Genomic DNA, 11,379 nt, shown 5'->3' with positions numbered 1-11,379 from the left:
CTAAAAAAACATGCCATGCGTGGGGCGGATTTTTCAGAAGTCCGACGTAAGGATGTCTGGAGCATTCCCCTTGTTATCCTTCGTGAAGCGGTGATCAATGCACTTGTCCATGCCGACTATTCCCAACGGGGTGCTCCAATTCGTATTGCATTTTTTGATGATCGAATTGAAATCGAAAATCCGGGCATTCTTTTACCCGGCATGACCATTGAAGACATGCGTCAAGGGGTTTCAAAAATCAGAAATCCTGTTATTGCCCGTTTTTTTAGAGAGATTAACCTTATTGAGCAGTGGGGTACCGGTGTGCCTCGAATGTTCAATGAAGCACAAGCACTTGGTTTGCCAGAACCTCGAATCCTTGAGATTGGTACGAAAATCAGATTTGTAGTGCCTCTGGGTAAGCAGGCAGATGTTGGTACCCAGCAAGTAACCCAGCAAGTAACCCAGCAAGTAACCCAGCAAGTAATCAATTTGATGAGAAACTTGGAATACGAGATGAACAGGGCGGAGATTATGAAACTTTTAGAATTAAAGGATCGAGTCAATTTTTCTCGAAATTATCTTGCCCCTGCACTTGCTTTAAATCTAATTGAGATGACACAGCCTGATTCTCCAAAAAGCCCATCACAAAAATATCGCCTTACCAAAAAAGGCCAAGATGTCTTACTTAGTCAATCCAAATAGAGTTAATTCTCAATGCTTTAGGTTGCAAGATTGCCATTGCCTGAATTCTACACCTTAACACTCTTCGGCCATTTGTCTGAATCAGGATAACCAGGATAAAAAAGATGTTCAGGATACTGTATTAATCCTGCCTTATCCTGTTAATCCTGGGTATCCTGATTCAGACAGCCTCACAAAAATTATCATTGGCCGAAATTAGAACCAACCCAGATTTAAGGATTAACATGATGAAAAATCAAGATAATCCTTAAAATCAAGGTTTAAAAAAATGTAACCGATAAATGAAACAAGCTGTCTTTAAAGGCTCTTTTTTACGGCTTTCTTTTGTCTTTCAAGACATTATTGGAAATAACAATCCTCTGTATCTCAGAAGTCCCTTCATATATGGTAAAGACCCTCGCATCCCTGTAGTATCTCTCCACATCATAATCCTTTGTAAAACCGTATCCACCATGCATCTGTATGGCTCTTGATGTTATCTGGTTTACCATTTCCGATGCAAAGAGCTTTGCCATGGATGCCTGTACGGTATATTTTTCCTTTCGATCTTTCATTGCAGCAGCCGAGAGCATCAACTGCCTTGCAGCCTCTATCTGGGTTGCCATGTCGGCAATCTGCCATCTTATGCCCTGGTGCTTTGATATGGCGCATCCAAACTGCTTTCTTGTCCTTGAGTATTTAACTGCTGCATCAAAAGCAGCCTGGGCAACTCCAAGGGATTGCGCTGCAATGCCGATACGTCCGCCATCAAGGCCGGACATGGCGATTTTAAAGCCGTCTCCCTCTTTACCCAGTATGGCAGTTTCAGGAATACGGCAGTTTTCAAATATGAGATCTGTTGTGTCAGAAGCTCTCAGGCCCATTTTATCTTCCATGTGTCCAACAACAAGACCTGGTGTTTTCTTGGAAACAAGAAATGCACTGATACCCCTGTGCCCGGCGCTTTCATCTGTTTTTGCAGTTACAATGACAGCTCCCGAGTTTTTTCCGGACGTGATGAATCGCTTGGTGCCGTTGATTATATATTCATCCCCATCTTTAACTGCTGTTGTGGTCTGGCTGACAGGGTCGGAGCCTGCGTCAGGTTCTGTGAGTGCAAATGCACCGATCATTTTGCCTGAAGCAAGGGGGATTAAAAATTCCTCTTTCTGGGCTTCAGAGCCGTATTTAAGGATACTTTCGCAGACAATTGAGTTCTGAACCGACATTACAACTGCTGTGGATGCACATGAATAGGCAATTTCCGAAAGAGCAAGAACATAGGAGATGGTGTCAGCACCTTCTCCGCCATATTCAGGAGGGATCATCATGCCCATTAGCCCAAGTTCACCCATCTGTTTAAGATTTTTTTTGGGAAACTCCTTTGTTTTGTCCCTTTCTGAAGCGGTGGGGGCAACAACCTTTCTGGAAAACTCCCTGACCATACTCTGTATCATTAACTGTTCATCTGTAAGATTAAATAACATTTGGTCTCCTTTAACAAATTGAGAAGCTGCTGCTTTGTCATGCATAAAAAACAAGGTGGTTTTTAACTTAAAAAACGACACCTATTAGCTTTTGAACCTTGTCAATATTGTCTGAATCAGGATGCCCGGGATAACCAGGATTTACAGGATAAAAATCCTGGGCATCCTGTAAATCCTGGTTATCCTGATTCAGACAAATTCAATAGATGCCAATAAGGTGTCCCTTTTGAGAGGTGCCCCTTTTGAGGATTAAATGGACGCATTGACAAAAGCATTACAAGCAGCGATTAAAGAATAAATCAGGGGGTATAAACCACGACGATCAGCTCTGCCGGTGTATCTCCAACATTTTTAAGGTCATGCTTGATGCCGGAATTAAAATGCAGGGAGTCTCCAGGTCCAAGAGAGTTAACATGATCTCCCACTGTTATTTCGACTTTACCTTCAAGAACATAGGAAAATTCTTCCCCCTCGTGCTGGAATCCAACACCTTTGTGTGCTTTCTGGGGATCAATGGTTATGCGGAATGCCTTGAGATGCTTGTTTTCCGCTCCTGGTGTAAGCGGTGTGTATGCGTAGTTGTCTGTTCGTTTTGTATAAGCTTTGACTCTCTCTTCAGCACTTTCTTCCTGTTCTTTGAGCAAAAATCCGGAATCAACGCCAAGGGCACGGGAGATCTGAAGAAGAGTGCCAACAGGAGGACGTTTTTCTCCTGATTCCACAGCCTGTATAAAATCCATGGAGAGTCCGGTTTCATTGGCGATAAAATCAAGTGATATGTTCTTGTCAAGGCGGATTTGCTTTATTTTGTATCCAATTGGGCGAAGTTCATCTTTTTTTTTTGCCATATCAGGTTCTCCTGTCTTTTTGAATGGTTTTACGGTAGTTCCGGTTTTTTAATTCTATCAGCAGTTTATTGCTTCTTAAAGGACTTGAACGAGCGCTCAGTCATAGTAGGTGTTATAAACACTGATTACATGATATGCAAGCTCAATTTTATGATTAACGGGAAATTATGGACAAGTTTGCTTTATTAAATTTGATTTGTTGACAAAATAGACTCTGTTTGAAAAAAGAATGGGAATTGTCTGAATCACGGATTAAACGGATTAAAAGATTACACTGATTGAAAAAATCTGTGTAATCAGCGTAATCTGTGGCAATCCGTGATTCAGACAAATTGCAGGGGGCATATCAATGAATCCATAAAGGTACATAAGCATGATCTCTTTTCAGATGATAAAGAAATTCAAAATACGCTACCAGCTTCTCTTTATCTACTCATCCACATTTGTAGTTATTATGGCTCTTTCAAGTCTTGTTATATATTCCATTGTAAAGACTACTGTGGAGAGCCACATTGAAAGTGAGCTTAAAAATTCAACTTCCGCCATCCTTAACAGTGTAAGAACCGCAGTTTCTGTCTCCATAAAAAATCATATGAGAGCCACGGCAGAAAATAATTATGAAATTATTCAGAGACTTGATGAGCGTCATAAGGATGGGGAGTTCTCCATTGAAGAGGCACAAAATAGAGCTGTTGATATTGTGATGTGCCAGAAGATCGGGGAAAAAGGGTATATATGCATTCTTGATGGAAGCGGACGTGTTCTAAAACACCCCAGGAAAAGCCTTGAAGGACTTGATATATCTGATCATGAATTTGTACGCCAGATGATAAGCCGGAAAAATGGATATATTGAATATTACTGGCAAAATCCAGAGGAGGATGCTCCAAAACCCAAGGCACTCTATATCGCCTATTTTGAACCCTGGGACTGGCTTATTACAGTTTCTTCATACCAGCAGGAATTTGAAAAACTTGTCAATATCAGCGATTTCAGGGAGAGCATTTTAAGCCACAGATTTGGAAATACCGGATATTCCTATGTAATGGATATGAAGGGTAATGTCATTATTCATCCGGAACTTGAGGGGATAAATGTCTTTCGGGATGAGGGCTTTTCCCCTTTTTTCTACAAACAGATGCTTGAGAAAAAAAATGGAAAGCTTATCTATTTTTGGAAAAATCCAAGTGATTCACATTTTAGGAAAAAACTTGTAATCTTTCATGATATTCCGGAATATGAATGGATGGTTGCATCATCAAGTTATCTTGATGAGTTTCAGATGCCCTTAGATACCATAAGAAACATGATTATTGTTATAGGAGTTGTATCCCTGATTCTTTTTGTGCCAATAACATTTCTTTTAAGTGCAACCATTACAAGCCCTTTGCGGGAACTTATGAATCGTTTTGACAGGGCAATTTCCGGAAGGTTTACAGAGCGATTGACAATAACCCCGATACAGGAGGATGAGACAGGGCAGCTTGCAAGGTACTACAACTCTTTTATGGACAAGCTTGAAAAGTATCACCACTCACTTCAGGCCGAGATCCGTGAGAGAAAAATTGCACAGGAGGCGCTGGAACTAAGTGAGGAAAAATATCGTTCTGTAATGGAGGCAGTCCCGGATCCTATTGTGGTATATGACATGGAGGGCCGTGTGACTTACATGAATCCTGCTTTTACAGCGGTTTTCGGTTACTCTTTTGATGATTGCGCAGGCCACAAAATGGATCATTTTGTCCCAAGGGAGCACTGGAAAGAGACAATGGATGGCATAGAGATTATATTAAAGGGTAATACATTGCCAAGAACTGAAAGCAGGCGCAAGACAAAATCCGGAAAGCTCATTGATGTTACCATTCGCGGATCGGTTTATCGAAACCGTGATGGAGAGCCGGTTGGCAGTGTTATAACACTTAGGGATGTGTCGGAAGTTCGATCCCTTGAAAAGAGCATTATGGAGATTGGAGAACGGGAGCGCCAGAAGATAGGCAATGATCTCCATGATGATCTGTGTCCCCATCTTATCGGCATTGAAGGCCTTGCAAGTGTAATGAAAAAGAGGGTGCAGCAATCCTCGGCTGAGTCGGCAGCTCTTGCTGATCAGATAATTGAACTGATAAAAGAGGGTATAAGCAAAACCCGACGCCTTGCAAGGGGGTTGTGCCCTGCCTACTTTAATCATGGACTTGTATCTTCTCTTAAGGAGCTTGTAATAAATACAAGGCTTCTTTATGGCATTGAATGCACTCTTGAGTGTCGATGCAGCATTGATATTCATCATCAGATTGTGGTTATTAATCTTTACCACATTGCAGGTGAAGCAGTACAAAATGCCATTCGCCATGGCAGGGCGGAAAATGTAAAGATCACTGTTGATGTTGATGAGGAGAATCATGAAAATCTTCAAATCTCTATTTCAGATGATGGCAGAGGCATTGATTTTGCTAATAGTGACACAGCTCTATCACCGGAGTATAAGGAAGAATCTTCATGGGCGGCTCATGACCATGTTAAAGATGAAAAAAAATCACATGGTGACCTGAATCAACTTTTTAAGTATGATGAAGATTTTGTTGATCTTTCAAGGAAAGGAGCTGGTATGGGTATAAGAATTATGAAGTATCGTGCAAATCTGCTTGGAGGAGCTTTTTCAATTCAGCCCGGGGAGAGTGAGGGTACCTGCGTTGTGATAAGTTTGCCACAGGATGGAGAAGTCCTATAACTACATGGTAGATACACACAACAATGTAGAGACGTTGCATTGCAACGTCTCTCTTTCTTGACGAGAAAAATAGGTTATTATTAACAATTGTTCTTTTGGAGCATTGGCAATAAAAAATGAGTTCAAAAAAAATTATAAAAAAAATAATGCTTGTGGAGGATCACCCCATATTCAGGCTCGGCCTTGCCGCTCTTATTGATCAGGAAGATGACCTCGAAGCATGTGGAAAATCAAAGGATGTGGAGGATGCCATAAAGGAGATTGATACTCTTCAGCCTGATTTGATCATTGTTGATATAAGCCTTAAAAAATCCGATGGTATTGATCTTGTTAAATATGTAAAAAAAGAAAATAAGGATATTCCAATGCTTGTGCTTTCAATGCACGATGAATATCTCTATGCCCAGCGGGCACTTCATGCCGGAGCAAGGGGATATATCATGAAACAGGAGGCTATGGAGTCTGTTGTGAAGGCCATCCATGCAGTTCTGGATGGCAGAATATATCTTAATGAAAAGGTGAAAGAGCATATTCTATCCAATATCTCTGAAAATACCAGGGTACATGATAAATCTCCTGTTGACAGGTTAACAGATCGTGAGCTTCAGGTTTTTAAGGAGATAGGAAAAGGCTTTACCACAAGGGAAATTGCTCATCGTCTTTTTTTAAGCATAAAGACAATTGGAACATACAGAGAGAGAATAAAGGAGAAACTGGGATTGAAAAATGCAAGTGAACTGGTACGTTGTGCAGTCCATTTTGAAAAAACAGGCAAGGTTAATATCTAAATATTTTTTGTTTTTGTATTATGGTTAAAATTAAAAGGCAAAGAACATGTTGAAGAGAATTTTTATTGATAATTATAAAAGTTTGATAAATTTTGAGATAAAATTGAATAATCTGAATCTTTTCCTTGGCAGGAATGGCTCAGGAAAATCTGCAATTTTTGAAGTGCTTGATCAAATAAGACGATTTGTATATTTGGGTGAAGATGCCGGCAGCGTTTTTCCCATAGAGCACAAAACTCGATGGAGTTCATTGAGTTATCAAAAATTTGAGCTTGAATTTCAGGGTCATGAAGGCATTTTTAAATATGAACTTTCATTGAAACACTCTGAAGCAGAGCAAAATGTAAAAGTTAGGTATGAAAGATTGTTTTATGAAGGCAATCCTCTGTTAAAATTAGAAGAAAAGGGAGAAGTTCACCTTTTCAGGGATGATTTTTCCCACGGCCCTGTTTATCCCGTAAATTTGTCATTATCTGCTGTTGGTGCCATTCCACCACGAAATGACAATACCCTTTTAACCTGGTTTAAAAACCGCATTAAACATTTGATTGTATTGCAAATTATTCCACCAATGATGAGCCTGGAAAGCTCTAAAGAAGCAGAAAATCCATTTAAATATTTAACAAATTTTACATCGTGGTATCGTTATCTTTCCCAGGATCAGGGGCTTGCATTTCAATTAATAAGTGAACTTAAAAACGTCATCCCCGGTTTTTACGCCTTTAAATTTGAGTCGGTTGGAGAAAAACACCGGTTACTTAAGGTTGCTATTCAGAATGAAGAAGACAAACAGATCGTTGAATATACATTTGATGAGCTTTCTGATGGTCAACGTATGTTGATTTCATTGTACACTATATTAGTTCTTATGCGTTTGAGTCATAATTCCAGATATATCTTATGTTTGGATGAGCCAGAAAATTTTCTTGCACTGGAAGAGATTCAACCCTGGTTGACTGAATTGTACGATATTTGCGAAAATGGTCATACCCAGGCAATTTTAATATCCCACCATCCTGAGTTAATAGATTACCTGCTTGCAGATCCGGTAGGATTCTGGTTTGAGCGGGAGAGCAACCGAGCAACACGCATCAAATCCATTACAATTCCTGAGAATAAAAAAGGCATTCCCTTTTCAGAAATAATCGCGAGGGGCTGGCTCAATGAATAAATATACACAGGTCATCATATTGTGCGAAGACCGTCAACAAGAAGTGTTTGCCAGGTTTTTTCTTATACAGTGTGGTATTGAAAAAAGACGGATCCGCTCAAAAATTGCACCGTACGGAAAAGGCTCTGGAGAACAGTTTGTCAGGGAAAGTTATGCAGCAGAAGTTGTTGCATTGCGCTCAAAAAACTATCTGAATGTGGGGTTGGTTGTGTTGATTGATGCAGATCCAGGACATGATCCTGATTTCAGAATAAATGAGCTGGATGATCAGTTGGCAGATAAAAAGATTGCAAGGCGTGCTATAGATGAAAAGATAGGGGTATTTGTACCTAAGAGAAATATTGAAACATGGATTCATTATCTAAAAAACCCTCCGGTGAATGAGATTGATGCTTATCCGAAATTATTAAAGCCAGGGAAATGTAAACCTTTTGTCCAAAATATGGCTAAAAGCAGGAAAAAACCGTTGGCTCAAGATGCACCCAATTCATTGAAATGTGCTTGTGCTGAAATTGAAAGACTCGCTTTATAACGGTCATTGCAGATGCCTCTTTACCGTGAAAATGACTATATCTTAAACTGTCGGAAAAAAAACCATTTTCCCCCTAATGTAGGTTCATGAACCTACATCAATGTAGGTCATATGCCTCCTTCTTCCTACACTCTTCCCTACATGAAAAATCATACTTTTACCGATTGTGTTAATACCTTGACTCCATTACACCCTATTAAGGGCATTGTTTGGCCTGCAACCGTAAACCTTATTATTACAAAAAAAAGGAGCTGACCGGAAGATGAAAGAGAAACTTTACAAGAAAGAGATTACCCTCACCATTGTTTTTTCTGTTCTACTATTGCTCGCGGGACATTCGGCATCAATTTTTGTCCTGTTCCCTTTTCTGCAGACAGGAACGTTGTGGGGTTTCCCGACCCAGTATATTGTTCCCATTCTTCTGGGCTGGTTCGGTATTGCAGCAGTCAGCCTGGTGATGACTCTCATGTGTAATAAATTTGACGATGAGATGGAAGAGTATGTCAAATCACTTGAGAAAGGGAAGAAGGATTAATTTCTTCAGTTTGAAAAAACGTCATTTTCTCAGTTTGGAAAAGAGTGAGTCGTTCTTTTTGAGATTGTGGCAAAAGAAGCCATTTTTTTAGTTTTCTATGAAAGATTTCATGTAAAATAATATTATGACGGGAGATCAATATGCCTGCGGAATATGCGTTAAGTAATGTCTGGATTGGTATAGCTATTGTTATTATTCTTTTTATAATTTTTTACTCTGTTGGTTGGCTTGCAAGTCGCAAAACCACCTCGGATGAGGATTTTTATGCTGCTGGTTTCTCCATAGGCCCTGTTACAAACGGCCTTGGCATGGCAGCCACCTGGGCAAGTCTTGCAACTTTTCTTGGAGTTATTGCCCTGATCCTCAAGTTGCAGGTGCCCTTTGTATATCTATGGATACAGTGGGCAATCTCCATTCCTCTTTTGACACTTTTATATGGAACAAGTCTTCGCCGCATGAAGGCTTTTACGCCTGCAAGTTTTATACGCCAGAGATACGGTAAGCCATCAACAGTGGTAATCGTATGCTGGATGATTCTTATTATGGTAATGTATGCCCTTGGACAGATGATAGGTCTTGGCCAGGCGTTTGAGCTTTTATTTGGTGTTCCCTACAATATTGCCCTTGTTGTTGCAGGGCTTGCCACTGTTGGCTTTATCACAATTGGTGGTATGTATGGTGCTTCATATAATGCAGCATTTCAGATGGTTGTTATGACCATCGCCATGATTGTTCCAATGGGTGCCATCATGAAAGCCATGGGCTCCTCTGGTTGGTGGTTTCCACCACTTGCATATGGTGACATGGTTCCCGATATGATCAAAGCGATTCCTACATTTTTCGACATGAAATATGACTTCAGATGGTATTTTGCCCTGATTCCGGCATTTACCCTTGGGCCTGTGGCACTTCCTCATCTTGCCATGAGGGTTTTTACATCCTCTTCAGTCAAAAATGCCCGCTGGGCAGTTGTTTGGTTTGCCATTTTTCTGGGGCTTCTTTTTTCAGGAACATATGTTGTAGGTTTTGCAGGAAATTATTTTACAGCAACTACAGGAAGGATTATTGCCAAACCTGACCAGACACTTCTTATATTAAATGTATTCTATAACCCCACCTTAGTTGCAGCTTTTGTAATGGGCGGTGCCCTTGCTGCTGGCCTTTCAACAATTGGCGGAAATCTTATGGCAATTGCAGGTCTTGTGGGAAGCGATCTTTTGGGAATTATTGCCCCTGACATGGATACAAAAAAGAAGATGAGATGGGGATATGTTGCCCTTGGTATAGGCGGCATCATGGCAATTCTTATGGCTTTCAAACCCCCGAAGTTTCTTGTTACAAGTATTTTGTGGGCATTTGGTCTTCTTGCCACCACGGCAACACCTGCCATTCTTCTTGGAGTCTGGTGGAAAGAGGCCAACAAACTTGCCCTTATGGTATCTTCCATATTCTGCGGCGTTCTTTTTATTGTAATTTCTCCCCATGTTTTTCCTTCAATCTGCGTTGGTACAGGGCTTGTTGCAAAACTTGGAATGTCTGGCGGTATGGTAACCATTCCATTGAGCTTTGCAATGTTTATCCTGCTTTCAATTCTGTTCAACCGTCTTGAGATGTTTAAGGCATATGCTCCCACCCTTGCCGACAAGATGGTTATTGACAGGATTCACGGTTGGGGTCCTGATTATGATGAAACGCGTTATAACGGTATTGTATGGCCCCTTGTCATTGTTGCTGTCTGTATAGGAGTATTCTTCTGGGGACTTGTGCCCTGGAGTTGACACTTTCGTGGCCTCATGAGGGGTTAGTATGAAACTGTAATGGGGCAGAATCCATTTTTGTCCCATTGGGGGCGGATATGATATCCGCCCCTACTTTTAAAAGAGTTTTGAGTTTGACTTTTGCAGAGGGTGTCATAGTTTGACTTGCTCCCTACCTGCAAATCTGGAAAAAAAGCATATGAACTATTTCAGTAGCATGGCAGCACTTCTTAAAATGGATGGTGCAGTTATAGCTGATAAAATTTCAATTAAATCCATGCAGTTTTATTGTATTCTCAATGTAACAATCCTTGGACTTATATATGGTATTTCTGCAAGTTTTTTTATTGACGGTGTGCTTGCAGGGCAGGGGATTGAAGCATCAGGAGAGTACAGCACCTTTAAAATAGTTTTTGCAGGTGTGCCTGTTGCTTTTTTAATGCATGCAGGAGCCGCACTTTTTATATGGGTCTTTTTGCGTGGCATTGGCGGAAATGCCAATTTTCTGGTCTCATATTTTTATATTGGTATTGCTGCTGTTGCTATGTGGCCTCTTGCTCCTGTTGTTGCTGCTCTTCAGCTTCATATGGATAAAGCTGATCTGTTTTTCATTAAGGGTGTGGGGCTGCTATTTTCTATTTATGGCTTTGCTGTATTATATCCTGTTATCCGTAATATTTACAATCTTGGTCATTTGAAAATGGCTATTGCGGCATCTGTGACTTTTATCTATATCGGCTGTTTTCTCTATTTGTGGCTATAATTATTTAGCAGATTCAATTGTTAAGTAATTGGGTTTACTCAAAAGCGACACCTATGAGCTTTTGAGCCTTGTCAATACTGTCTGAATCAGGATGCCCAGGATGCTCA

Annotated in this window: 10 protein-coding genes; 8 read left to right on the top strand and 2 right to left on the bottom strand. The window is 40.5% G+C overall.

Going from position 1 to position 11,379, the window contains the following annotated elements:
- Positions 1-684: ATP-binding protein (locus MTBBW1_RS29030; protein WP_281255623.1), on the top strand; the 684-nt coding region annotated here is incomplete at its 5' end.
- A 311-nt stretch (positions 685-995) separates the two neighbouring features.
- Here MTBBW1_RS29030 and MTBBW1_RS07675 read toward each other — a convergent pair.
- Together MTBBW1_RS07675 and MTBBW1_RS07670 are read right to left on the bottom strand one after the other, a co-directional pair.
- Positions 996-2,150, bottom strand: coding sequence for an acyl-CoA dehydrogenase (locus MTBBW1_RS07675; protein ID WP_080801542.1), 1,155 nt, complete (start codon positions 2,148-2,150; stop codon positions 996-998).
- 299 nt (positions 2,151-2,449) lie between these two features.
- Positions 2,450-2,998, bottom strand: coding sequence for a helix-turn-helix domain-containing protein (locus MTBBW1_RS07670; RefSeq protein WP_080801536.1), 549 nt, complete (start codon positions 2,996-2,998; stop codon positions 2,450-2,452).
- Positions 2,999-3,371: 373 nt separating this feature from the next.
- Between MTBBW1_RS07670 and MTBBW1_RS07665 the strand changes: the two genes are divergently transcribed.
- From MTBBW1_RS07665 to MTBBW1_RS07635, 7 genes are all read left to right on the top strand, one after another.
- Complete coding sequence (locus tag MTBBW1_RS07665; protein ID WP_080801530.1) at positions 3,372-5,726, top strand: cache domain-containing protein; 2,355 nt, start codon at positions 3,372-3,374, stop codon at positions 5,724-5,726.
- A gap of 116 nt (positions 5,727-5,842) precedes the next feature.
- A complete protein-coding gene (locus tag MTBBW1_RS07660) occupies positions 5,843-6,514 on the top strand; it encodes a response regulator transcription factor (RefSeq protein ID WP_080801527.1) in 672 nt (223 codons plus the stop codon).
- 46 nt (positions 6,515-6,560) lie between these two features.
- Positions 6,561-7,685, top strand: coding sequence for an AAA family ATPase (locus tag MTBBW1_RS07655; protein WP_080801524.1), 1,125 nt, complete (start codon positions 6,561-6,563; stop codon positions 7,683-7,685).
- Positions 7,678-8,217 (top strand): hypothetical protein, encoded by a 540-nt coding sequence (locus MTBBW1_RS07650; RefSeq protein ID WP_080801519.1) that lies wholly within the window; start codon positions 7,678-7,680, stop codon positions 8,215-8,217. The genes MTBBW1_RS07655 and MTBBW1_RS07650 overlap by 8 nt, the downstream gene beginning before the upstream one ends.
- A 262-nt stretch (positions 8,218-8,479) precedes the next feature.
- Positions 8,480-8,752 carry a hypothetical protein gene (locus MTBBW1_RS07645; protein WP_080801515.1) on the top strand — a complete coding sequence of 91 codons (273 nt, stop codon included), beginning with the start codon at positions 8,480-8,482 and terminating at the stop codon, positions 8,750-8,752.
- 140 nt (positions 8,753-8,892) lie between these two features.
- Positions 8,893-10,530, top strand: coding sequence for a sodium:solute symporter family transporter (locus MTBBW1_RS07640; protein WP_080801511.1), 1,638 nt, complete (start codon positions 8,893-8,895; stop codon positions 10,528-10,530).
- A 178-nt stretch (positions 10,531-10,708) separates the two neighbouring features.
- Positions 10,709-11,272: a hypothetical protein gene (locus MTBBW1_RS07635; RefSeq protein ID WP_080801508.1), complete on the top strand. Its 564-nt coding sequence runs from the start codon at positions 10,709-10,711 to the stop codon at positions 11,270-11,272.
- Positions 11,273-11,379 lie beyond the last annotated feature (107 nt).

The sequence above is a fragment of the Desulfamplus magnetovallimortis genome (assembly GCF_900170035.1).
GTDB classification, from domain to species: Bacteria; Desulfobacterota; Desulfobacteria; order Desulfobacterales; family Desulfobacteraceae; genus Desulfamplus; species Desulfamplus magnetovallimortis.
Note: the sequence above shows the minus strand (reverse complement) of the source record. Positions and strands in the feature narration are given on the sequence as shown.

What these genes read in the sequence shown, in the direction of transcription:
- MTBBW1_RS07635 (WP_080801508.1), top strand. Translation starts at nt 10,709, where the DNA reads ATGAACTATTTCAGTAGCATGGCAGCACTTCTTAAAATGGATGGTGCA.
- MTBBW1_RS07650 (WP_080801519.1), top strand. Translation starts at nt 7,678, where the DNA reads ATGAATAAATATACACAGGTCATCATATTGTGCGAAGACCGTCAACAA.
- MTBBW1_RS07675 (WP_080801542.1), bottom strand. Translation starts at nt 2,150, where the DNA reads ATGTTATTTAATCTTACAGATGAACAGTTAATGATACAGAGTATGGTC.
- MTBBW1_RS07645 (WP_080801515.1), top strand. Translation starts at nt 8,480, where the DNA reads ATGAAAGAGAAACTTTACAAGAAAGAGATTACCCTCACCATTGTTTTT.
- MTBBW1_RS07670 (WP_080801536.1), bottom strand. Translation starts at nt 2,998, where the DNA reads ATGGCAAAAAAAAAAGATGAACTTCGCCCAATTGGATACAAAATAAAG.
- MTBBW1_RS07665 (WP_080801530.1), top strand. Translation starts at nt 3,372, where the DNA reads ATGATCTCTTTTCAGATGATAAAGAAATTCAAAATACGCTACCAGCTT.
- MTBBW1_RS07655 (WP_080801524.1), top strand. Translation starts at nt 6,561, where the DNA reads ATGTTGAAGAGAATTTTTATTGATAATTATAAAAGTTTGATAAATTTT.
- MTBBW1_RS07640 (WP_080801511.1), top strand. Translation starts at nt 8,893, where the DNA reads ATGCCTGCGGAATATGCGTTAAGTAATGTCTGGATTGGTATAGCTATT.
- MTBBW1_RS07660 (WP_080801527.1), top strand. Translation starts at nt 5,843, where the DNA reads ATGAGTTCAAAAAAAATTATAAAAAAAATAATGCTTGTGGAGGATCAC.